Source organism: Sulfurimonas sp. HSL1-2 (assembly GCF_039645565.1).
GTDB classification, from domain to species: Bacteria; Campylobacterota; Campylobacteria; order Campylobacterales; family Sulfurimonadaceae; genus Thiomicrolovo; species Thiomicrolovo zhangzhouensis.
Genome location: NZ_CP147914.1, coordinates 2,346,886 through 2,368,354, shown reverse-complemented (window position 1 = coordinate 2,368,354; position 21,469 = coordinate 2,346,886). Strand labels below are relative to the sequence as shown.

Sequence of the window (21,469 nt, the reverse complement as noted above, 5' to 3'; positions counted from 1 at the left end):
ATTTTACCATTTCCTTTTTAGAAGGAAATAAATTTCTACAAATTTGGCTTTTACCCCCCTAAAACCCTTGAATTCGGAAAGTGATCTCAGTATAATTCCGCTCCCTTTATAATAGTTGGAGAAGATCCAACGAGTTCTTTAATGAGGAAAAACTATGGAAAAGATTCGTTTGAAACTGAGAGCGTACGATCACCGTGTACTGGATCGTTCGGTTAGTTCTATTGTAGAAGCTGTAAAGCGTACGGGTGCGGAAATCCGCGGTCCGATTCCGCTTCCGACAAAAATCCGTAAATATACGGTTCTCAAATCCGTTCACGTCAACAAAGACAGCCGTGAGCAGTTCGAGATCCGTATGCACGCCCGTCTGATCGACATCGTCTCCGCTACGCCGGATACGGTCGACTCTCTGATGAAACTTGATCTGGCGCCGGAAGTGGATGTAGAAGTCCGCTCGATGGACAAGTAAGGAGTAACACAATGGAATATATTGTTGAAAAAATCGGTATGAGCCGTACTATCAGCGTTCCGAGTACTCCGGTAACGCTTCTGAAAGTCAAGGAAGCAAAGGTCTGCGAAGTCGAAAACGGCCGCGCGATCGTTGCATACAATGACGGCAAAAAGATGAACAAGTCTATCGAAGGTCAGCAGAAGAAATACGACCTGCCGAAAGAGTTCAACCGTTTCGTCACGCTGACTGTCAGCAACACGGAAGCCGGTGATCTTGAAACTGCACCCCTGGGTGAAGCGAAAGTGGTCAAAGCCTCTTTCAACACAAAAGGTCGCGGTTACACCGGTGTTATGAAACGCTGGAACTTTGCTGGGGGTCCGGGTGCACACGGTTCACGTTTCCACCGCCGTCCGGGTTCTATCGGTAACTGTGAATGGCCGGGCCGCGTCCAGCCGGGCCGCAAAATGGCCGGTCAGTACGGTAACACTCAGGTCACCGTCAAAAACGAAGTGATTTCTTACGACGCAGAGAACGGCATCCTCGTCGTCGCGGGTTCTATCCCGGGCGCAAACGGTGCTATGGGTCGTGTAAAGGTTGTTAAATGAGCGCTATCGTATTGAATGAAAATTTTGAAAAAGCATCCGAGCTTGCACTGCCGGAAAGCTTTTCGGGTATCAACCCGCACAACCTCTACCTGTATGTGAAAGCATACCAGGCGGGTCTGCGCGCTGATACTGCTTCCGCGAAGACCCGTTCCGAGGTTCGCGGCGGCGGCAAGAAACCGTGGGCACAGAAGGGCCGCGGTGGTGCACGTGCCGGTTCACGCCGTTCGCCTGTATGGGTTGGCGGTGCGGTTGTTCACGGTCCGAACACCGGCCGTAACTACGACCAGAAAGTCAACAAGAAGCAGAAGAAGCTCGCGCTGAACTTTGCCCTTGACGCTCTGGCGAATGAAGGCAAACTCTTCATCGTTGATTCGATCGAGATCGCGTCAGGCAAAACGAAAGATGCCAAGGCAATGTTTGACAAGCTGGGCGTCCGCGATGCGCTGCTCGTCAAGTCCATCGTTGATGAGAACACGTTCCTGGCCTTCCGTAACATCCAGTCAACTTACCTGGTTGAAGAGAATGAACTGAATGCATTCCTGGCATCAGCATACCGCGCTGTCGTTATCGAAAAAGCGGTATGGGAAAATCTGACTAAAGAGAGCTAAGATGGCTGATATTACAGATATTAAATCAATCGTTTACACTGAGAAAACGCTTGGTCTGCAGGAAGAGGGTGTCGTCGTTGTTCAGACATCCCCGCGCATGACCAAAAGCGGTCTCAAAGAGGTGTTCCGTGAGTACTTCGGTGTCATCCCGACACGCATCAACTCACTGAACCAAAGCGGTAAAACAAAACGCTTCCGCGGTGTCATGGGCAAGCAGAACGACTTTAAAAAGTTCTACGTAAAGCTGCCTGAAGGCGCGGCAATCGAATCGATGGCGGTGTAATCATGGCAATTAAAACCTACAGACCAATTACTCCGAGTCGCCGTTTCTATACGAACATCGACTCCGGTGACATTACAGCAAAGGCATCTGTCCGCTCTCTGCTGGTCAAGCTGCCGGTTAACGCTGGTCGTAACAACAACGGACGCATCACATCCCGCCACAAGCAGGGTGGAGCGAAGAAGCTGTACCGTATCATCGATTTCAAGCGTAACAAGTTCGGCATTCCGGGCAAAGTCGCATCGATCGAATACGATCCGTACCGCAACTGCCGTATCGCGCTGGTCAACTACGCGGACGGTGAAAAGCGTTACATCCTTCAGCCGAAAGGCCTGAACGTCGGTGACGCTGTTGCCGCAGCAGCAGAAGGGCTCGACATCAAGCCGGGCAACGCGATGAAGCTCAAAAGCATTCCGGTCGGTACGACCGTCCACAATGTCGAGCTCAAGCCGGGCAAAGGTGGCCAGATGGTCCGCTCTGCCGGTGCATCCGCTCAGATCATGGGTCGTGACGGCAAGTACGTCTCCCTGCGTCTGCCTTCCGGTGAGATGCGCTACGTCCTCGGCGAGTGTATGGCGACGATCGGTACTGTCGGTAACGAAGAGTACAGCAACATCGTCTTCGCGAAAGCCGGCCGTACACGCCACATGGGTATCCGCCCGCAGACGCGCGGTTCCGCGATGAACCCGATTGACCACCCGCACGGTGGTGGTGAAGGTAAAACAAACTCCGGTCGTCACCCGGTTACTCCGTGGGGTAAACCGACCAAGGGTGCGAAAACGCGTCGTAAAAAAGCGAGCGATAAGCTTATTATCACTCGTCGTAAGAAAGGTTAATCGATGGCACGTTCAGTAAAAAAAGGTCCGTTCGTAGACGACCATTTGATGAAAAAAGTGCTCGCAGCCAAAGAAGCGAAGAGCAATAAGCCTATCAAGACATGGTCACGCCGCAGCGTGATCCTGCCGGATATGATCGGTCTGACACTCAATGTCCATAACGGACGCCAGTTTGTACCGGTCTACGTGACAGAGAACCACATCGGCTACAAGCTCGGTGAGTTCGCTCCGACACGTACATTCAAGGGCCACAAGGGCTCTGTACAGAGAAAGGGCTAAAAGATGGCAAGAGCACTGTTGAAATTTATCCGCGTCTCTCCGACGAAGTCTCGCCTCATCGCACGCGAAATCCAGGGCATGAACGCTGAAGAAGCGATCGCTGCACTGGAGTTCACGCCGAACAAAGCGGCGAAGATCATCTCCAAAGTCGTTGCATCGGCTGTCGCGAACAGCGGCAACGATGCCAGCGACTGTGTGATCACTTCTTGCCGTGTTGACAACGGTCCGGTTCTCAAGCGCTTCCGTCCGCGTGCTCGCGGTATGGCTAGCGGGATCCGCAAACCGACGGCACACATCTTAGTAGAAGTAGAGGGCAAATAATTATGGGTCAGAAAGTCAATCCGATCGGATTCCGTCTGGGCATCAACCGTAACTGGGAGTCCCGCTGGTATCCGAATTTCAAAAACGCACCGGCCAACCTGGGCGAAGACCACAAAATCCGTACTTTCCTGAAAAAGGAACTCTACTATGCGGGTGTGAACAACATCATCATCGAGCGTACGGTGAAGCGTCTGCGCGTCACGATCGTCGCAGCGCGCCCGGGTATCATCATCGGTAAAAAGGGTGCTGATATCGAGAAGCTCAAAACAAAGCTTCAGAACCTGATCGGCAAAGACATTGCGGTCAACATCAAAGAAGAGAAAAAGTCGATGATCGCGGCGCAGCTCGTTGCCGAGAACGTTGCGACACAGCTGGAGCGCCGCGTTGCGTTCCGCCGTGCGATGAAGAAAGTAATGCAGAATGCACAGCGTGCCGGTGCCAAAGGTATCCGTATCGCCGTCGCAGGCCGCCTCGGTGGTGCTGAAATGGCACGTACCGAGTGGTACCGCGAAGGCCGCGTGCCGCTGCATACGCTCCGTGCCAAGATCGATTACGGTTTTGCCGAAGCGCACACGACTTACGGCATCATCGGTATCAAGGTCTGGATCTTCAAAGGTGAAGTCCTCTCCAAAGGTATCCAGCCGGAGCCGAAAGAAGAAGAAGTAAAACGTGAGCGCCGCGGTCGTGCTCCGAGAAAGGCGGATTAATCATGTTGATGCCAAAAAGAATGAAATTCCGCAAGTACATGAAGGGTCGCAACCGCGGTAAAGCGCGCAGCGGCTACAAACTTGCGTTCGGCGATATCGCAATCAAGGCAGTCGAAGCGGGCCGTATCAACTCCCGCCAGATCGAGTCTGCGCGTATCGCGGCAACCCGTCACATCAAGCGCCAGGGTAAGATCTGGATCCGTGTTTTCCCGGACAAGCCGCTCACAGCGAAACCGCTTGAAGTACGTATGGGTAAAGGTAAAGGTGCGATCGACCAGTGGGTAATGAACATTAAACCGGGTCGTATCATCTTCGAAATGGGTGGCGTTGAAGAGTCCCTGGCACGCGAAGCGCTGACGCTTGCGATGCACAAGCTGCCATTCAAAACGAAAATTGTAACGGCGGAGATGGACAATGAAGTATACTGATTTGGCAGAGAAGACCTCAGCAGAACTGAGCGCAATGCTCAAAGAGAAGAAGACTGAGCTCTTCACGCTGAGACTGAAGCAAAAAACGATGCAACTGCAGAACACGAGCGAGCTGCGTAACGTACGCAAAGATATCGCCCGTATCAACACTGCGCTCAGCGCAGCGAAGTAAGGAGACCCGGATGTCTAAACGTGAAATTCAGGGTGTAGTCGTCAAGAAAGCCGGTGACAAGACAGCGACAGTTGTCGTTGAACGCCGTGTTATGCACCCGCGCTACCACAAAACGGTCAAGCGCTTCAAAAAATATCTCATCCACGATGAGAACAACACGCTTAACGTCGGTGACGAAGTGATCGCAATCGAGTGTCGCCCGATGTCCAAGACGAAGTCTTTTGAACTCAAAAGCGTTGTTGCGACAGGAGTAGAGTCATGATCCAGAGCTTTACTCGTCTGAATGTTGCTGACAACACTGGTGCGAAAGAGATCATGTGTATCAAGGTTCTGGGCGGTTCCAAGCGCCGTTACGCTTCTGTAGGTGACGTTATCGTTGCTTCCGTGAAGAAAGCGCTCCCGACCGGAAAAGTCAAAAAAGGTCAGGTCGTCAAGGCTGTCGTTGTCCGTACGAAAAAAGAAGTACAGCGCGAAAACGGTTCTCTGATCCGTTTCGATGACAACGCTGCCGTCATCCTCGACGCAAAAAGAGAGCCGATCGGTACCCGTATCTTCGGTCCTGTCAGCCGTGAAGTACGCTACGCAGGGTTCATGAAGATCGTATCCCTGGCTCCGGAGGTTGTGTAATGGCAAAGTTTAACTTCAAAAAAGGCGATATGGTCGAGATCATTGCCGGTGACGACAAAGGCACCAAGGCAGAAGTTCTGATGGTCATGCCGAAAGAGAACAAGGTCCTCGTCAAAGGCTGTAAGCTTGCGAAAAAAGCGGTCAAGCCGACAGAAGAGAACCCGAAGGGCGGATTTATGAGCAAAGAGATGCCGATCGATGCATCCAATGTCCGCAAAGTGGAGGCGTAAGTTATGGCACGTTTGAAAGATAAATATGTCGCAATGAAACCGGAACTGCAGAGCAAGCTTGAGATCAAGAACGCAATGCAGATCCCGGCGGTCGAGAAGATTATCATCTCTGTCGGTACCGGCTTCGCGATGAAAGACAACAAACTGATCCAGAACATCCAGGACACGATCAGCCTGATCGCCGGTCAGCACGCGACAGTCGTCGATGCTCGTAAATCCGTCGCAGGCTTCAAAGTCCGTGAAGGGATGCCGGTCGGTGTCAAAGTCACCCTGCGCGGTGAAAACATGTACACCTTCCTGGACAAACTGATCGCTGTCGCACTGCCGCGCGTGAAAGACTTCCGTGGTATCCCGCGCAACGGTTTCGACGGCCGCGGTAACTACAACTTCGGTCTGAACGAGCAGCTGATCTTCCCGGAAGTCAACTATGATTCCATCATGCAGATTCACGGGATGAACATCACGATCGTCACTACGACGCAGAGTGATAAAGAGGCATTGACCCTGCTCGAAGCAATGGGTATGCCGTTCGCGAAAGGGAGAGAGTAATGGCTAAGAAGTCCATGATCGCAAAACAGCAGCGCAAACCGAAATTCGCGGTTCGTGCTTATACACGTTGCCAGATCTGCGGCCGCCCGCACTCTGTACTCCGTGACTTCGGTATTTGTCGTGTTTGCTTTAGAAAAATGGCAAATGAGGGATTGATCCCAGGCGTCAGAAAGTCAAGCTGGTAAGCTTGAAACTCCTGACTGTTAGCAAGGAAAAATAAAATGGTAAATGATCTTATTGCAGACTCTTTGACCCGTATCCGCAATGCAGCGATGCGTCGCCTCGACGTCACAACGCTGATGCACTCCAAGTCAGTTGAAGCAGTCGTTGGTATTCTCGCAGAGAAGGGCTACATTGATAGCTTTAACGTTGTCGAAGACGGTAACAAGAAAAGCATCAACGTTGTGTTGAAGTATGATGAAGCGGGTAAAACCGTCATCAACGAGATGAAACGCGTTTCCAAACCGGGACGCCGTATCTACAAAGGCCGTGACGAAATCAAGCGTTTCAAAAATGGTTACGGTACGATCATCGTCAGTACTTCCAAAGGTGTCATCCCGAACGATAAAGCTTACGAGCTTGGCGTCGGCGGTGAAGTACTTTGTACAGTTTGGTAAGGAGATAACACATGTCACGTATTGGTAAAGCTCCGGTCGCATTCCCGGCCGATGTGAACGTAACGGCTGACGGTGAGGTTATCACTTTCAAAAAAGGCAACAACACGCGTACCCTCGACACGAAAGGCAACGTTGACTTCAACATCGAAGGCAACACGCTGACGTTTGCATCCAAATCCGATGCACGCGAACACCGCGCTTTCTGGGGAACATACCGTGCTCTGGCAGCGAACATTGTCAAGGGTCTCACTGAAGGTTTCGAACGCAAGCTCGAGATCAACGGTGTCGGTTACCGTGCCGCGGTCCAGGGCAAAGTCCTGAACCTGCAGCTTGGTTTCTCCCATGACATCAACTACGACATCCCTGCGGGCGTCGAAGTCGCTGTTGACAAGAACGTTATCACCCTCAAAGGTGCTGACAACCAGCAGCTCGGCCAGATGGCTGCCGAGATCCGCGCTTTCCGTCCGCCGGAGCCTTATAAAGGCAAGGGTGTCAAATATGTTGAAGAACATATTGTCCGCAAAGCCGGCAAGACATCTAAGAAATAAGGGGTGAGCAGATGAATGCAAAAGTATTGAAAGCAAAAGTTTCAAAACGTGTTCAGCGCAAGCGCCGCATCCGTGCAAACATCAACGGAACGGCAGCGAAGCCGCGTGTTAGCATCTTCCGCTCCAACCGCTACCTCAGCGTCCAGGCAATCGACGACGCGAGCGCGGTCACACTGGCAGCTTCCAACACGAAGCCGCTGGGTGCGAAAGCGAACAAAGAGGGTGCGGCCGCACTGGCAGCAGATTTCGCAGGCAAGCTTAAAGCAGCCGGTATCAGCGAGATCTTCTTTGACCGTAACGGTTACGTCTACCATGGCGTCGTTGCGGCCTTTGCCGATGCACTTCGCGCGAACGAAATTAAGTTTTAAGGACTGATCGATGAAAACTGTCAACAGAGAAGAATTCGAAGAATCGATCGTACACATCGGTCGGGTCACTAAAGTTGTCAAAGGTGGTCGTCGCTTCCGTTTCACAGCACTTGTCGTCGTCGGCAACAAGAACGGCATCGTCGGCTTCGGTTACGGTAAGGCCAAAGAGGTCCCGGACGCTATCCGCAAAGCGGTAGACGAAGCGTTCAAAAACTTGACGGATGTTAAGATTAAAGGGACTACAATTGCGCACGATATCGAGCACAAGTTCAACGCAAGCCGCATCCTGATGAAACCGGCCTCCGAAGGTACCGGTGTTATCGCCGGTGGTGCGATGCGTCCGGTTCTCGAACTCGCGGGTATCCAGGACATCCTGACGAAATCCATCGGTTCGAACAATCCGAATTCGGTTGTCCGCGCGACAATCGAAGCGCTTGCGCGTATGAAAGGATAAGCATATGGCACTTGAAAACTTGACACCTGCAGCGGGCTCCACAAGCAATACAAAGCGTCTGGGCCGCGGTCAGGGTAGCGGTAACGGTAAAACCGCAGGTAAAGGTAACAAAGGGCAGAAAGCTCGCTCAGGTTACAATGCAAAGCGTAACTTCGAGGGTGGTCAGCAGCCGCTGGCTCGCCGTCTGCCGAAGATCGGCTTCACGTCACGTGTTGTTAAACCGTACGTTATCAACGTTGACCGCATTACAGCGGTTGCGGCACTCGACGAGATCACCGTCGAAGCGATCCGCGGTGTTCACAAGCTGGGCAAAGCCGTGACGAAGGTTAAACTGGTCGGCGCTTCTGCGAAAGACCTTGCCTCCAAGATCAAAGACGAAAACGTTACAACAACCGGCAAGTAATGAACCAGCAGCTCATTAACAAGATCCTCATAACGATCGGGTTTCTGTTCCTCTACCGGCTGCTGGCCTACGTGCCGGTGCCGGGCGTAGACACTGCCGTCATCGCCTCCTTCTTCGATTCACACTCCTCCGATGCTCTCGGTCTGTTCAACATGTTCAGCGGAAACGCCGTCGAACGCCTCTCCATTATTTCACTCGGTATCATGCCTTACATTACCGCGTCGATCATCATGGAACTGCTTGCAGCGACCTTCCCGAACCTCGGACAGATGAAGAAAGAGCGTGACGGCATGGTCAAATATATGCAGATCATCCGCTACTCCACTATCGCTATTACCCTCGTACAGGCGGTCGGTGTCAGCATCGGTCTGCAGAGCATGACAGGAAAGGACGGCAGCAGCGCGATCCTGATGGACCACAGTACTTTTGTTATGGTCGCAGCGATCTCCATGCTCGCCGGTACGATGCTGTTGATGTGGATCGGTGAGCAGATCACGCAGAGCGGTGTCGGTAACGGTATCTCTCTGATCATCTTCGCCGGGATCGTTTCCGCGATCCCTTCCGCGATCGGTCAGACGGTCACGATGCTCAACACGGGTGCGATCAGCTTCATTACGGTCATTGCGATCCTGCTGCTGATCCTCGTCACCGTCGGCGTCATTATCTACGTGGAGCTCGGCGAACGCCGTATCCCGGTGACTTACGCCAAAAAGACGATGATGGCGAACCAGAACAAGCGCGTGATGAACTATATCCCGATCAAGGTCAACCTGTCGGGCGTCATTCCGGTCATCTTCGCTTCGGCGATCCTGATGTTCCCGATGACGGTGCTCTCATCCAGCACCAACCCGTATGTCCAGGCGGTAGCGGACCTGCTCAATCCGAGCGGCTACTTCTTCAACTTCCTGACATTCCTCTTCGTCGTATTCTTCGCGTACTTCTACGCGTCGATCGTCTTCAACGCCAAGGATATCTCCGATAACCTCAAGCGCCAGGGCGGCTTCATTCCGGGTATTCGCCCGGGTGAGGGGACGAAAGAGTTCCTGAACGAGACGGCGTCACGCCTGACGTTCACCGGGGCGATCTACCTCGGTCTGGTGGCGACACTGCCGTGGATCATCGTCAAGGGGATGGGCGTACCGTTCTACTTTGGCGGTACGGCGGTTCTCATCGTCGTCCAGGTTGCACTTGATACTATGCGCAAGATCGAAGCCCAGATCTATATGAGCAAGTACGAAACCCTCAGCGCGGTCGGTCTGTAACTCCCATGGCCATCGCGCTGCGCAAACCCGAAGAAATTGAAAAACTCCGTGCCGCCAACGCCATTGTCGGCGGTACCCTTGACCTTCTCCGTAAAGAGACCCGTCCGGGTTTGAGCCTGAAGGAACTTGATGCCATGGCCGAGGATTATATCCGCAGCCACGGAGCACGTCCCTCGTTCAAAGGGCTCTACGGATTCCCCAATGCCGTTTGCACCTCCCTCAACGAAGTGATCATTCACGGTATTCCCAATGATTACAAGCTGCAGGAGGGCGATATCATCGGCTATGATATCGGTACGGAACTCAACGGCTATTACGGTGATTCGGCCATCACCGTCCCGGTCGGGAAGGTCACAGAGCAGGATGAGGCGTTGATCGCCTGTGCCAAAGACTCACTCTATTACGCCATCGATATTATCCAAGAGGGAATGCGGTTCAAAGAGCTTTCCATGGCGATTGAGCAGTTTATTCTCGAACGCGGCTTTGTACCGCTGCGCGGATTCTGCGGACACGGCATCGGGAAGCGCCCGCATGAGGAACCTGAGATCCCCAACTACCTGGAAGGATCCAACCCGAAAGCGGGTCCGAAGATCAAAAACGGCATGGTTTTCTGCATTGAGCCGATGATCTGCCAAAAAGAGGCCAAGGCGGTGATCCTGGAAAACGGATGGGATGTTGTCAGCAGCGACAACCTCCGCGGATCACATTACGAACACACGGTTGCTGTCATCGGCGGCAAAGCGGAAATCTTATCATTACCCCAAGGAGCATAAATGGCAAAAGATGATGTCATTGAGGTTGACGGTACAGTAGTTGAAGCGCTGCCGAATGCAACATTTCGTGTAGAGCTTGAGAACGGCCACGTGATCCTGTGCCACATTGCCGGCAAGATGCGTATGCACTATATCAAGATCCTCCCGGGCGACCGCGTCAAGATCGAACTGACGCCGTACAGCCTGGACAAGGGCCGTATCACTTACCGTTACAAATAAGTCCTTTTTCCCCTGTGGGAATCCCCCTGATTTTCAGGGCGGTTTCCGCATCTTTTTTTAAACTTTTTGGATATAATTTCCCTCCTCGTCGGGATGTAGCGCAGTATGGTTAGCGCACCAAGCTGGGGGCTTGGGGGTCGCTGGTTCGAGTCCAGTCATCCCGACCACTTTTCACCGATTCTCTTTTTCAAATTTTGGTTACTATTTCAGATTTCACATTCGCCTTTGCAGGCACGGAGAACCCTTTGCGGCAAATCAGCAACTATGTCTACTGCGATGACTTCATCGCCGAGCTGCGCTACGAGACCCGCCTGATGGCAAACCCCTATTACGACTACCCCTATCTCATCATCGAGAACTTTCTCTCGGAAGAGGCCTGCGCCGAGATCGCGGCCTATACCCACGATAAAAGCGAGGGGGAGCGGGCCAAAGTCAAAAAAAACTTCCACGGTGTCGTCGTGCCGGAGCTCGAGGAGGATATCCGAAAGACAGCGATCCACGAACTGCCTGAAATTCTGCTCGAGGGGTACAAGCTCAGTTTCGCCTATTATCAGAAACAGATCGAAGACTATTTCAGTGTGGCACTGACAACGGCGACCGAAGTGCAGGCGTTGGAGTACACGCGGGGCGGTTTCTATATCAAACATGCCGACGACTCGAACGAGCTTGTCAACTGTGAGGGGGAAACGGTCGGTTTTGCCCAGGTCGCGCCCGAGCGAAAGATCACGACAGTCCTTTTTGCAACGTCGCATCGGGACAACGGCGGCGACGGGCTGCAGTTCGGCGGCGGCGAACTGGTCTTTAACTACCTCTATGATGCGGAGAACAGGCCTGTCCGTTTCCGTCCGAAGGCGGGGGATATGGTCATTTTCCCGAGCAATCCCATCTACAGCCACGAGGTCCTTCCTGTGTCCGACGGCTACCGGCTGACCCTGGTGCAGTGGCACGACGCGATTATCAGCTAGGGCGGAGGACACAGCGCCAAACGATCAGGTATCAAAATTTTGTGTATAATGATTTTATTGGCTCATATAAATTCACATTAGAATAATTTATAACGGTTAAAGGAGAGAGGATGATCAGATCGAACATCTCCCTTTTCGAAGGGGTGCTGCACCGTGCCTTTGACCGTTTTTATGAGGACCTGATCAAGAACGCCTATGTTGAGGAGTTTCTCAAAGGCGTAGACCTCGTCCGCCTCAAGCAGTCCCAGCTTAGCAGTTTCCTCGAGGCCGTCTATGATGAAGATGAGGCTTTTTTCGCACGCTTTAAACAGCTGGGCCTCTTTCATTTCAAGATGGGCCTGCCCTATGTCGAGTACCGCGGTGCTTTCGACACACTCTATGCCTTTTTGATCGATGAGCTTGAAGAGGTGAACGATATTACGGGCCTGCCGGAAGCGATCGAGCTCTATATCCGCCGGGCCATCAACGCCAGTGCTGCCGGTTACCTGGAGCCGAACCTGGACAACGACCAGAAGACCCTCGAGCGGCAGATCAAACAGCAGATCGGCATCCCCGCGGTCAAAGAGCACCTGGAGTGGATCCTCGAGGTCATCAAGGATATCCGGCTGATGAACCCCGAAGCGCGGATCGAGTTTGACGAACACCGCTGTATGTGCGGCAGCTGGCTGCACAGCGAGGAGCTTGTCAAGTTCATCCCGGACCCGATGGTGCGCAAGGATATGCTCGATACGCACCGGGAGATCCACCTGATCACCAAGAATATCTACCGATCCATCCGCCGTGGAGACTATCACAAGATCTTTATCGACTACGTCATGCTGGTCCGCCAGTCGATGTACCTCTACAACGAACTCAATATCAATGTGACGCAGCAGACTTTGATCGATGATGTCTCAAAGGATGCCCTGACGGGCTTGCTGAACCGCCGGGACCTGATGGAGATCCTCAGCAGCGAGATCCGTCTGCACGGCCTTATCGGCAGTCTCTTCTGCGTCGTCATGTTCGACCTCGACCATTTCAAAGCGGTCAATGACACCTGCGGCCACCAGGACGGAGATACGGTCATCGTCGGGATGGCGGAAACGCTTTTGACCCATCTGCGCAAGACGGATCACATCTTCCGGTACGGCGGCGAAGAGTTCCTGGCGATCCTGCCGGGGACGACGGCAAAAGAGGCGTTTGCGATCTGTGAAAAAATACGGTCAGCGTTTGAAGCCCATACATGGGAGGGGTGTGTCATTACGACGCCGGTCACGGTGAGTATCGGCATCGCCGAATACAGCGAACGGCTGCGCGACAACCCCCGCCACCTCGTCTTCGAAGCGGATATGAACCTCTACCGTGCCAAACAGCTCGGTCGCAACCGGACGGTGATGTAACGCAACACTCTGTTACGACCACACCCCCGGGATGTGAGTCCCGCACTGCGGGCAGTTCCCCTCCTCGGTAAGGTGGTTCTGTACAAACTGGCCGATGTGGCCGCTGCGGTTGATCACCTTGAAACCGCAGTTGGGGCAGTAGGTCGATTCGCGGTCCTCGTCGTCGTAGTTGCCGATGTAGACGAAGTTCAGCCCCTCCTCCTTGCCGATCTCGTAGGCGCGGATCAGGGTGGTGGGCGGTGTCGGCGGGACGTCGAGCATCTTGTACATCGGGTAGAAGCCGCTGACGTGCCAGGGGATGTTTACATCGAGATCGGCCACGAAGCGCGCGATCTTTCTTATCTCCTCGTCACTGTCATTCTTTCCGGGAATCAGCAGGGTCGTCACTTCGATCCAGATCCCTTTGTCGTGGGCATATTTGACCGTATCGAGTACGGGTTTGAGTTTGGCGCCGCAGATATCCTCGTAAAAATCCTCCGTGTACCCCTTGATATCGATGTTCATCCCGTCGAGGTAGGGTAGCAGGGTGTCGATGGCCTTATGGGTCTCGAAGCCGCTGGTGACGTAGATGTTCTTGAGGCCCGCTTCGTGGGCGAGTTTGGCCGTATCGTAGGTATATTCGAAAAATACGACCGGTTCGTTATAGGTATAGGCGATCGAATCGCAGCCGTATTTTTGGGCCAGGGCGACGATCTGTTCGGGGCTGAGCGGCTGCCCCGTAATCTCGTGGTGATGCTCCTTGGGATACTGGGAGATGTCCGCGTTCTGGCAGAATTTGCACGAAAAATTGCAGCCGACCGTTCCGAACGAGAAGGCCCTGCTCGCCGGCAGGAAGTGGAACATCGGTTTTTTTTCGACCGGGTCGACGTTCACGGCTGCGGCCAGGCCGTAGGTCAGCAGCTGCAGCTGCCCCCCTTCGACTTTCCGGATACCGCAGACGCCATACTCGCCTTCTGAAAGTTTGCAGTGCTGGTGGCATGCCTCGCAGAGGATGCGGCCGTCATCGAGTTTTTTTGATAACCATGCAGGGGCTGACATGTGCTCTCCTTTCAACGGTGTCGGGTGAGAAAACGGGTCGCCTGAATAGAAACTACTTATATTCCATTATACACTATTCGTGACACTGCAGAAAAAAGGGGGCGTTACAGCGGGCGGATCATTTTTTTGACGCTTTTGGGCAGGTGGGCGAAGGGGAGGGTGCGCTCTTTGCCGCTCTCCGTCGCGCGCAGGACGACGTTCATGCTGTTCGGATCGAGGCGCAGCAGCTGCCAGAGCTCCTGTTCATATTCGAAAACGATATTCAAATCGGCATAGGATTCGGCCGGTCTTTTTTTTGCCATCGCGTTATTTGCGGTAGATCCCGGTCTCCTTGACCTCGATATCGCCGCTCTCCTGCAGCTGGACAAGGGCTCTTTTGAAGGCTTTCTTGCTCAGGCCGAAGGTTCTGGTGATGAGATCCGGGTCGCTTTTGGAGTTGTACGGCAGCATGCCGCCCGCCGCGTCGAGGGGGCCGAGGACCTTCGCCTGGTCGCTGCCGGCGCGGGCCGTTTTGCCGACGGGCTGAAGGCTGACGTCAAAGTTGCCGTCGGCACGGACCTGTTTCACATAGCCTGTCCGGCTGTCGCCGACCGCGATTGGTTCGAAGATCTCGTTATCGAAGGCGAGCCCCTCGTAGGCATCGTCGACGATCACTTTGAAGCCCAGGGGCGTTTTGGCGATAAAGAGCAGTTTCACCTCTTTGTTCGGGTGGTAGCCCCGCGGGGAATGCGAGAGGTACTTGCTGATGCGCTCCACCCCGACGAGACGGTCGGACTCTTCATCTTTGACGACCCGCAAAAAACGCTTTTCACCGACTTTGAAGGGGGTCTTCTGGCGGTTCTTCGGTACCAGCAGGTCCTTGGGCAGTCCCCAGTCGACGAAGGCGCCGAATTTGGCGACGTCGACGACGGTGAAAAAGCCGAATTCGTCGCGCATCGCCGCCGGGCGGTCGGTGGTCGCGACGGGGCGGTCCTCGGAGTCGGTATAGACAAAGACCTCGAGGAGGTCGTCGATTTCCATGGCGTCGGTGACGTACTGGTTGGGCAGCAGGACATCGCTGCCGTCTTCCGCCATCAGGTAGGCGCCCGGCACGGCGAAGCGGTCGATCCGGAGCGTATTGATACGGCCGAAGTCAAGGGTAGGGGTAAGGGTACTATTCATACCGACATTATAGCCCAAAGCCTCCGCCGTTGGGAGGAGTCATTGTATAATGGGGCATGATGAAGATGACGGGGCGGGTTTGGACCGCGGGGCTCCTGGCACTATTGACACTGACGGGGGCGGACGCGGACGAATACCGTCTGGGCGAAGGAGTGCAGGTCGGCAAAACGCCGCTCTATCTCGGCGGGTATTTCTCGCTCAATTACTGGAACAACTTCAAAGGGACGAGTGAGGTAGTTCTGGATGACCTGGCCGTCATGCTCTACGGCACCAAGGGGGCGTGGAGCGGCCTGGCGGAGGTGGAGTGGGGCGATCTCTACCGGAAACGCTACGGGTACGGCGCCCAGACCGATATCGACGGCACCCCCCACGCGGAGCGCGTCTTCGCCCAGTACGAACCTTCCGAACGCCTGCAGGTGACGGTCGGAAAGTTCAATACCCCGGTGGGGTACTGGAACCGGATGCCGGTCAATGTCCTGCGGGACACGACCTCGAGCCCCAACATCACCGAGGAAATTTTCCCCCGCTTTACCACGGGGATCGATGCAAAGATCACGACGGGAATCGTCAGCGTCAATGTCCTGATACAGATGACCCCCGATCTGGATGCGGCGTTCAACGGCGAGAACCTCTACAACAATTTTGATATCGAACGCCAAAGCGGGATCGGGATGACCCTGGAGCAGGGCGTTTGGTCGTGCGGTGTCAATGCCGGGCGTTACGAGGAACGGGTCGAGGAAGAGTCGTGGAACTACCTCTATGCGTCGGGCCAGTACCGTACGGCGCAGACCAGGATCATGGCCGAAGCCGGTTACCGGCAGAACGATGACAATACGCGCAGCAACGCAGGCGGATACATCCAGGGGTCACAGCAGTTCTTTATGAAGCACTACGCGGTGTTGCGCCTGGAGTACACCACGGACTATATCGCCAACTCCGACGACAGTATCGCCGTTGTCGGCTACACGTACCGGCCGCTCTTCCCCGTGGCCCTGAAGGGAGAATACCAGTTCCATACCCGGGAGAACGAGGACATGATGATCGTATCGTTCTCGATGCTTTTCTAGGATGCGGGTTATGATGAAACAGTTGCTCCTGCTCCTCTTCGCAATAGTTCTGGGTGCGCAGGAGTGGGTGCTGGTCATCCGATCTGATGCCCCCCTTAAGACATTGAATACGGCCCAGATACGCGATATCTACCTCGGTAAAACACGCTATGCAGGGGACTTCAGGCTCTTTCCGCTGCAACTGGGGGCGGATGATCCGCTGCGGCAGCAGTTTGAAAGGGAGACGCTGAAGCTCTCCCGTGCGGCATTGCGGGAGTGGTGGATAAGGCGCCACTACCTCGGCCAGCGCCCCCCGAAGGTCGTGGGCTCCGCCGAAGCGGTCCTCGCTTATGTACAGCAGGTTGAAGGCGCGGTGGGGTATGTCCCCTATTATATGGCTTTGGATGCGAATGTGACCGTGCTGCATTATGATGCCGGGGGCGCACGGTGATCGCCTGGGTCAGGCGGCACATGGCCGTCAAACTGCTCCTGCTGATTTTCCTGGTCGGCGTGGTGCCGTATGCGGCGATTCTTGCCTATACGCTCGTGAGCGAAGAAAAGCTCTATACGGAGCATTTTTACGACGAGCAGCAGGGGCGGATGGGGCAGGTGGCTGCGGATGTCGGAAATCATATTGCGCAGCTTTACCGTGAGTTGCACTTCCTGGCCGGTTCGGTCGTGATGGACGACCTGCTGATCAATGACCTTGACCGGCGGGTGGCATCGCTGCTGGAGCGCTACAAAGCAGTGTATGATCTTGATTTTTCACTGCTGGCACTCGGGCTTGACGGCCGTGTGATCGCCTCCACGGAAGTGATGCAGACGGGGAAACCCTATGCACGCTACCGGGCTTTCGAATCGGCGGTGGGGCATACCTCTCCTTACCAGGCTGATGAGAATACGCTCCTGCTGGAAGTACCGGTTCGCGCCGCGCTGGGATCGGACCGGATTATCGGTTACCTGGTGATGGAGTACCGTACAGCGAATCTGCAGCGTTTCAACCTGGAGGGCCCCTCGGCGTCAACCCTGTTGTTCAACCCCGAGACGCGGCACAGTATCGGGGGGCCACTGCCGCCGTTCGCGGTGGAGGGACAGACGGGGACGGTAGAGTCGAAGCGGTCGGTCTGGTTTTACCGGGCGCTGGCACCGCAGCTGTCGGGATGGTACGTAGGGTACCATATGGACCGTGCATTGCAGCGTTCACTGATCGATGACCTTAACCGGCTGCTGACGCTGTTGCTGCTCTTTGGCGTCGGTATGATTGCTGCGGCCGCCTTCTGGTTTTCCCGTCGTATCGTCGCACCGCTCGGAGCCCTGCAGCGCCAGGCGTCGGATATGGTGCGGACCGGCCAGTACAGCCTCCCTGTCGCCAGCGGCCGTACGGATGAGATCGGGCAGCTGGCACAGGCGTTCAATGCGATGGCGGGCGACATCCGCCAGGCCTTCGAAGCTCTGGAGCGGGAAAATGTCTTCCGCCTGCAGCGTTTGACGCAGATGATCGCCCTTTTCCACCACTTGATGGAGACGGAGGAGGAGAGCGCCTGTCTGAAAACGGCCCTGACCGAACTGAAGACACTCGCCCCCGAATATAATGTCCGTTTTGCCCGTGCCGGTGCGGCCAAATCGATGCCGACACTGTTCGTGTACGACTTCGAGCATGAAACGCTCAAATACTACGGCTCGCTTATGCTGCCTGAAGGGCTGGCGGAGGAGGAACAGGCGTTTTTCCGTGCGGTTGCCTCGATGATTGCGGCGCGCATCGGCCAGATCCGCGCCTATAACCGGCTGCGCCGCGATTCGGCGGCCAAAACGGCGTTTATCTCCCACCTCTCCCACGACCTGCGCACCCCGCTGCACGCCATTTTGTCTCAGACCCAGTTTCTGGTCGGGTACGGCCGTCTGGAAGCCGGTGCACTTGAACGCATCGGGGGGATCGAACATGCCGCGCAGCAACTGCTGGGGATGGTGAACGACCTGTTGGATCTGGCACGGCTGGATGCCGGTAAATACGAGCCGGAACTCGAAACCCTCCAGACGGCGGAGATCGCTGAGATGTTTGATGAGGTCGGGGCGCTGCTTGCCCCCCTGGCGGAGCAAAAAGGGGTGGCACTCCTTCTGCCGGAGTCCGTGCCGAACGCGACGGTGGTCGCCGACCGCCGTTTCCTGCGACAGATCCTCCTCAATTTGCTTTCCAACGCCGTGAAGTTTACCGACAGCGGCAACGTTTCGTGCGGGTTTGATACGACCGAGTCTATACTCTGTCTCCGGGTGCACGACACGGGGCGGGGGATGACGGCCGAGACGCTGAAACATGTCTTCGAGCCCTTCGTGCAGTCGGAGAAAAGGGACCGGGCACGCGGCGGTAGCGGCCTGGGCCTGGCCCTGAGCCGGCGGTATGCCCAGCATATCGGTGCGGAACTGACGCTCGCCAGCGAGGGCGTGGGCCGGGGGAGCACGGCGCGTCTCTGTTTGACGACGCTGTAAGGCGTTTGATGCATACGGGTGGGTGCAGGGTTAGGCGCGGTTGCCGTTATGTTTTAATGGTATAGCCGACGCCGCGGACGGTCTGGATCAGCTCCGGGCGGTCAAGTTTCTTGCGGATATTGCGGATATGGACATCGATGAGGTTACTGACCGAGATCCGGTCGAAATCCTTGCTGATGTGTTCGTTGAGCTGGAAACGGGTCAGGACGATGCCCTGGTGCTGCATCAGGAGCGTCAGCAGGTCGAATTCGGCCAGGCTGAGCTTGACGGGGATGTGGCTGACGCTGACCTCCCGGGCGATGATATCGACGACGACATCCTCGGCACTGAGCTTTGAGCTTTTAAGCGGTGCGTCCCGTCGCAGCAGGGCGCGGACGCGTGCAAGGAGTTCGATACTGGAGTGGGGTTTGCAGAGGTAGTCGTCGGCACCGGCGTTAAGCGCGTGTACCCGGTCGTCGACGGTGATGTTGGCCGAAAGGACGAGGACGGGAATACGGATTTTCTGCTCCCGCCACAGGTGCAACAGGGTGATCCCGTCGCCGTCGGGGAGGTTCCAGTCCAGCAGGATAAGGTCGAAGTTCTGCTCCTGCATGGCGTGTTTTGCTGCAGCGACACTCCCCGCCGCCACAGTCTTGTAGGCCTCCTGGTGCAGGGTCTCTTCAAGCTGCCGGGCCACGACGGTTTCGTCTTCGACGATCAGGATGTCCACTTCGCCTCCTTTGGGAATCTATCCGTATTATACAAGGGGTTGGCAACCCTTCATCAAATCTTCATAGTGTTGTTCCATACTGCGGTATGATAATGGCGTTTGGGGTCTGCCCAGGTGCCGCAAGAGGAGATGAAGATGCGAACGGTACTTTGGCAAAAGCTGTTGATGGCAGGACTTACAGCCTTGTGGCTGGGAGGATGCCAGATGGCGACGACATCGGGCGAAAGTGAGAGTGAAGACACCGTCAGCAGCGGGGGAACGGTCTGGGAAGGCACGACGGCCGATTACACGCTCCTGGCCTGGAACGATCTGGGGATGCACTGTATGGACGGGAAGGACTTTTCGGTCTTTTCGATCCTGCCGCCCTATAACAACCTCAACGCCCAGTTGATCAAACGGGCGGGGACTTCCGATAAGCATGTGACCGGCGGGGTGACGATTACGTACACCGCGGCGGCATCACTGGACGGGAAGTACAACACCACGAGCGTCTATACCGACAGCAATGACCTGAAGACCAATTTCTGGGACTATGTGGGGGCACTTTTCAACGCGACTCCCGCAGCGGACACGGGCCTGACGGGTAACCATACGCCGGAGCTGAGCGGCCATACGCTGAGCTACAACGCGGCGGAGCAGTGGTGGGAGGCGACGGGCCTTCCTATTACCCCGTATAACGACGACGGCAGCAAGAACTATTACCCGATGGTGAACGTCACGGCAAAAGACGGATCGGGGAATGTGCTGGCAACGACGAAGGTCGTGCTGCCGGTCAGCGACGAGATGGACTGCCGCGCCTGCCATGGTTCCACCAGTGGATATACGGACGCGATGCCGAATGCGGGCTGGGCCAACGACGCCGACCCGGAGAAAGATTATAAATGGAACATCCTGCGGTTGCATGACCAGGAACATCCGACGGCGGTCAGTGCCCACCAGACAGAGCTGCAGGCAGCCGGCTACAACGGGTATGACAGTGCCGGCCTGGAAGCGACGGCGCAGAACAACAACCCGGTACTCTGTGCGACCTGTCACAGCACCAATGCACTGGGCACGGCGGGAGTGAGCGGGACGAAACCGCTGACAGAGGCGCTGCACTCACTGCATGCCGAGGTAACGGACCCGACGAACGGGGAGACACTGAACAGTTCGACGAACCGCGATGCATGTTACCGCTGCCACCCGGGGGCGGCAACGAAGTGTCTGCGCGGGGCGATGGGCAAGGTCGGTACCATCCAGTGCCAGAGCTGCCACGGCAGCATGAATGCCGTCGGACAGCACGGCCGGGTCGGCTGGCTGGAAGAGCCCAACTGCCAGGCCTGTCACCAGGATGGGAAGCGGTATGAGACGGCGGTGACGGATATGCAGACGGGGACGCTGCGTGCGGCGCTCGATACCCGCTTCGCAACGAACCCGAATACACCGGCATCGGGGGTAAGCCTCTACCGCTTCAGCACGGGCCACGGCGACATGCAGTGTTCGGCCTGCCACGGTTCGACCCATGCCATCTACCCGAGTTCGCATACGGAGGACAACCTCCAGAGCATCGCGGTACAGGGGCACGAGGGTACCATCGCCGAATGTACGGCCTGCCATGACACGATACCGAGGACAACGGCTGAAGGGCCGCACGGCATGCACAGTGTCGGACAGTACTGGGTCGGTGCACATGGTGATGTCGCCGAAAGCAGCCGGATCGGCTGTACGGCATGCCACGGCAGTGATTACCGCGGTACGTTCCTTTCCAAGACCTTCTCGGCGCGCAGTTTCAGCACCGATTGGGGGACGAAGAGCTTCGCCGCCGGCCACGCGGTCAGCTGCTACGACTGTCACAACGGTCCCGGCGGGGATTGATCTTTCAGTCAGAGAGGCGCCGCCTGCGCCGGTCTCCTCTCACATACCTCATCGTTCGGGCACTCCTTTCTGAGAAAATCTTCATCTAATCTTCATAAC

At 55.5% G+C, this 21,469-nt stretch carries 33 protein-coding genes and 1 tRNA gene; 30 read left to right on the top strand and 4 right to left on the bottom strand.

Annotated features, from left to right (window positions below; genetic code table 11):
• Nucleotides 1–154: 154 nt before the first annotated feature.
• From rpsJ to WCX18_RS12000, 26 genes are all read left to right on the top strand, one after another.
• A complete protein-coding gene (gene rpsJ, locus WCX18_RS12125; protein WP_231019358.1) occupies nt 155–466 on the top strand; it encodes a 30S ribosomal protein S10 in 312 nt (103 codons plus the stop codon).
• 11 nt (nt 467–477) lie between these two features.
• Entirely contained in the window at nt 478–1,053 is a 576-nt protein-coding gene (rplC, locus tag WCX18_RS12120; RefSeq protein WP_345985393.1) for a 50S ribosomal protein L3, read from the top strand.
• Complete coding sequence (gene rplD, locus WCX18_RS12115; protein ID WP_345985392.1) at nt 1,050–1,661, top strand: 50S ribosomal protein L4; 612 nt, start codon at nt 1,050–1,052, stop codon at nt 1,659–1,661. The genes rplC and rplD overlap by 4 nt, the downstream gene beginning before the upstream one ends.
• Nucleotide 1,662: 1 nt before the next feature.
• Nucleotides 1,663–1,944 (top strand): 50S ribosomal protein L23, encoded by a 282-nt coding sequence (locus WCX18_RS12110; RefSeq protein WP_345985391.1) that lies wholly within the window; start codon nt 1,663–1,665, stop codon nt 1,942–1,944.
• Between the two features lie 2 nt (nt 1,945–1,946).
• The gene (rplB, locus tag WCX18_RS12105) at nt 1,947–2,777 is read left to right on the top strand and encodes a 50S ribosomal protein L2 (RefSeq protein ID WP_345988208.1); all 831 of its coding nucleotides are present in this window, start codon (nt 1,947–1,949) and stop codon (nt 2,775–2,777) included.
• Nucleotides 2,778–2,780: 3 nt separating this feature from the next.
• Nucleotides 2,781–3,056: a 30S ribosomal protein S19 gene (rpsS, locus tag WCX18_RS12100; protein ID WP_231019352.1), complete on the top strand. Its 276-nt coding sequence runs from the start codon at nt 2,781–2,783 to the stop codon at nt 3,054–3,056.
• A 3-nt stretch (nt 3,057–3,059) separates the two neighbouring features.
• Complete coding sequence (gene rplV, locus WCX18_RS12095) at nt 3,060–3,377, top strand: 50S ribosomal protein L22 (protein ID WP_231019351.1); 318 nt, start codon at nt 3,060–3,062, stop codon at nt 3,375–3,377.
• Between the two features lie 2 nt (nt 3,378–3,379).
• Nucleotides 3,380–4,084, top strand: coding sequence for a 30S ribosomal protein S3 (gene rpsC, locus WCX18_RS12090; RefSeq protein WP_345985388.1), 705 nt, complete (start codon nt 3,380–3,382; stop codon nt 4,082–4,084).
• 2 nt (nt 4,085–4,086) lie between these two features.
• Nucleotides 4,087–4,512 (top strand): 50S ribosomal protein L16, encoded by a 426-nt coding sequence (rplP, locus tag WCX18_RS12085; protein WP_345988206.1) that lies wholly within the window; start codon nt 4,087–4,089, stop codon nt 4,510–4,512.
• The gene (gene rpmC / locus WCX18_RS12080; RefSeq protein WP_231019347.1) at nt 4,499–4,684 is read left to right on the top strand and encodes a 50S ribosomal protein L29; all 186 of its coding nucleotides are present in this window, start codon (nt 4,499–4,501) and stop codon (nt 4,682–4,684) included. The genes rplP and rpmC overlap by 14 nt, the downstream gene beginning before the upstream one ends.
• Nucleotides 4,685–4,694: 10 nt before the next feature.
• Entirely contained in the window at nt 4,695–4,946 is a 252-nt protein-coding gene (gene rpsQ, locus WCX18_RS12075; RefSeq protein WP_345985386.1) for a 30S ribosomal protein S17, read from the top strand.
• A complete protein-coding gene (gene rplN, locus WCX18_RS12070; protein WP_345988204.1) occupies nt 4,943–5,311 on the top strand; it encodes a 50S ribosomal protein L14 in 369 nt (122 codons plus the stop codon). Before rpsQ ends, rplN begins: the two co-directional genes overlap by 4 nt.
• Complete coding sequence (gene rplX / locus WCX18_RS12065; RefSeq protein ID WP_231019344.1) at nt 5,311–5,541, top strand: 50S ribosomal protein L24; 231 nt, start codon at nt 5,311–5,313, stop codon at nt 5,539–5,541. Before rplN ends, rplX begins: the two co-directional genes overlap by 1 nt.
• Before the next feature lie 3 nt (nt 5,542–5,544).
• The gene (rplE, locus tag WCX18_RS12060) at nt 5,545–6,090 is read left to right on the top strand and encodes a 50S ribosomal protein L5 (RefSeq protein ID WP_345988202.1); all 546 of its coding nucleotides are present in this window, start codon (nt 5,545–5,547) and stop codon (nt 6,088–6,090) included.
• Nucleotides 6,090–6,275 (top strand): type Z 30S ribosomal protein S14, encoded by a 186-nt coding sequence (locus WCX18_RS12055; protein ID WP_231019342.1) that lies wholly within the window; start codon nt 6,090–6,092, stop codon nt 6,273–6,275. The genes rplE and WCX18_RS12055 overlap by 1 nt, the downstream gene beginning before the upstream one ends.
• 36 nt (nt 6,276–6,311) lie before the next feature.
• Nucleotides 6,312–6,707, top strand: a complete 396-nt coding sequence (gene rpsH / locus WCX18_RS12050; RefSeq protein ID WP_345985384.1) for a 30S ribosomal protein S8 — start codon at nt 6,312–6,314, stop codon at nt 6,705–6,707.
• Between the two features lie 11 nt (nt 6,708–6,718).
• Nucleotides 6,719–7,255 carry a 50S ribosomal protein L6 gene (rplF, locus tag WCX18_RS12045; protein ID WP_345988200.1) on the top strand — a complete coding sequence of 179 codons (537 nt, stop codon included), beginning with the start codon at nt 6,719–6,721 and terminating at the stop codon, nt 7,253–7,255.
• 11 nt (nt 7,256–7,266) lie between these two features.
• Nucleotides 7,267–7,623, top strand: a complete 357-nt coding sequence (rplR, locus tag WCX18_RS12040; protein ID WP_345988198.1) for a 50S ribosomal protein L18 — start codon at nt 7,267–7,269, stop codon at nt 7,621–7,623.
• Between the two features lie 10 nt (nt 7,624–7,633).
• On the top strand, nt 7,634–8,077 hold the full coding sequence (rpsE, locus tag WCX18_RS12035) for a 30S ribosomal protein S5 (RefSeq protein ID WP_231019338.1): 444 nt from the start codon (nt 7,634–7,636) through the stop codon (nt 8,075–8,077).
• Nucleotides 8,078–8,081: 4 nt separating this feature from the next.
• Complete coding sequence (gene rplO / locus WCX18_RS12030) at nt 8,082–8,480, top strand: 50S ribosomal protein L15 (RefSeq protein WP_345988196.1); 399 nt, start codon at nt 8,082–8,084, stop codon at nt 8,478–8,480.
• A complete protein-coding gene (gene secY / locus WCX18_RS12025) occupies nt 8,480–9,742 on the top strand; it encodes a preprotein translocase subunit SecY (protein ID WP_345988194.1) in 1,263 nt (420 codons plus the stop codon). Before rplO ends, secY begins: the two co-directional genes overlap by 1 nt.
• 5 nt (nt 9,743–9,747) lie before the next feature.
• Nucleotides 9,748–10,515 (top strand): type I methionyl aminopeptidase, encoded by a 768-nt coding sequence (gene map / locus WCX18_RS12020; protein WP_345985379.1) that lies wholly within the window; start codon nt 9,748–9,750, stop codon nt 10,513–10,515.
• The gene (infA, locus tag WCX18_RS12015) at nt 10,516–10,734 is read left to right on the top strand and encodes a translation initiation factor IF-1 (RefSeq protein WP_231019334.1); all 219 of its coding nucleotides are present in this window, start codon (nt 10,516–10,518) and stop codon (nt 10,732–10,734) included. It abuts the gene before it with no gap.
• An 89-nt stretch (nt 10,735–10,823) separates the two neighbouring features.
• Nucleotides 10,824–10,901, top strand: a tRNA-Pro gene (locus WCX18_RS12010).
• Nucleotides 10,902–10,979: 78 nt separating this feature from the next.
• A complete protein-coding gene (locus WCX18_RS12005; RefSeq protein ID WP_345988192.1) occupies nt 10,980–11,699 on the top strand; it encodes a 2OG-Fe(II) oxygenase in 720 nt (239 codons plus the stop codon).
• A gap of 110 nt (nt 11,700–11,809) precedes the next feature.
• Complete coding sequence (locus WCX18_RS12000; protein WP_345988190.1) at nt 11,810–13,078, top strand: diguanylate cyclase; 1,269 nt, start codon at nt 11,810–11,812, stop codon at nt 13,076–13,078.
• 12 nt (nt 13,079–13,090) lie between these two features.
• Here the strand turns inward: WCX18_RS12000 and amrS are convergent, their stop codons facing one another.
• The 3 genes from amrS to WCX18_RS11985 all read right to left on the bottom strand — a co-directional run bounded on the left by amrS (nt 13,091) and on the right by WCX18_RS11985 (nt 15,277).
• Nucleotides 13,091–14,116, bottom strand: coding sequence for an AmmeMemoRadiSam system radical SAM enzyme (gene amrS / locus WCX18_RS11995; protein ID WP_345988188.1), 1,026 nt, complete (start codon nt 14,114–14,116; stop codon nt 13,091–13,093).
• Between the two features lie 104 nt (nt 14,117–14,220).
• Nucleotides 14,221–14,418 (bottom strand): hypothetical protein, encoded by a 198-nt coding sequence (locus WCX18_RS11990; RefSeq protein ID WP_345988186.1) that lies wholly within the window; start codon nt 14,416–14,418, stop codon nt 14,221–14,223.
• 4 nt (nt 14,419–14,422) lie between these two features.
• Nucleotides 14,423–15,277: a S1-like domain-containing RNA-binding protein gene (locus WCX18_RS11985; RefSeq protein ID WP_345988184.1), complete on the bottom strand. Its 855-nt coding sequence runs from the start codon at nt 15,275–15,277 to the stop codon at nt 14,423–14,425.
• Between the two features lie 56 nt (nt 15,278–15,333).
• Here WCX18_RS11985 and WCX18_RS11980 point away from each other — a divergent pair, with 56 nt between their 5' ends.
• The 3 genes from WCX18_RS11980 to WCX18_RS11970 are packed head-to-tail and all read left to right on the top strand — an operon-like array spanning nt 15,334 to nt 18,807.
• Complete coding sequence (locus tag WCX18_RS11980; RefSeq protein ID WP_345988182.1) at nt 15,334–16,344, top strand: hypothetical protein; 1,011 nt, start codon at nt 15,334–15,336, stop codon at nt 16,342–16,344.
• A gap of 10 nt (nt 16,345–16,354) precedes the next feature.
• Nucleotides 16,355–16,774 carry a hypothetical protein gene (locus WCX18_RS11975; RefSeq protein WP_345988180.1) on the top strand — a complete coding sequence of 140 codons (420 nt, stop codon included), beginning with the start codon at nt 16,355–16,357 and terminating at the stop codon, nt 16,772–16,774.
• A complete protein-coding gene (locus tag WCX18_RS11970; protein ID WP_345988178.1) occupies nt 16,771–18,807 on the top strand; it encodes an ATP-binding protein in 2,037 nt (678 codons plus the stop codon). The genes WCX18_RS11975 and WCX18_RS11970 overlap by 4 nt, the downstream gene beginning before the upstream one ends.
• A gap of 46 nt (nt 18,808–18,853) precedes the next feature.
• Here the strand turns inward: WCX18_RS11970 and WCX18_RS11965 are convergent, their stop codons facing one another.
• Nucleotides 18,854–19,516, bottom strand: coding sequence for a response regulator transcription factor (locus WCX18_RS11965; RefSeq protein ID WP_345988176.1), 663 nt, complete (start codon nt 19,514–19,516; stop codon nt 18,854–18,856).
• A 204-nt stretch (nt 19,517–19,720) separates the two neighbouring features.
• Here WCX18_RS11965 and WCX18_RS11960 point away from each other — a divergent pair, with 204 nt between their 5' ends.
• Nucleotides 19,721–21,370, top strand: coding sequence for a hypothetical protein (locus WCX18_RS11960; RefSeq protein WP_345988174.1), 1,650 nt, complete (start codon nt 19,721–19,723; stop codon nt 21,368–21,370).
• The last annotated feature ends 99 nt before the right edge of the window (nt 21,371–21,469 follow it).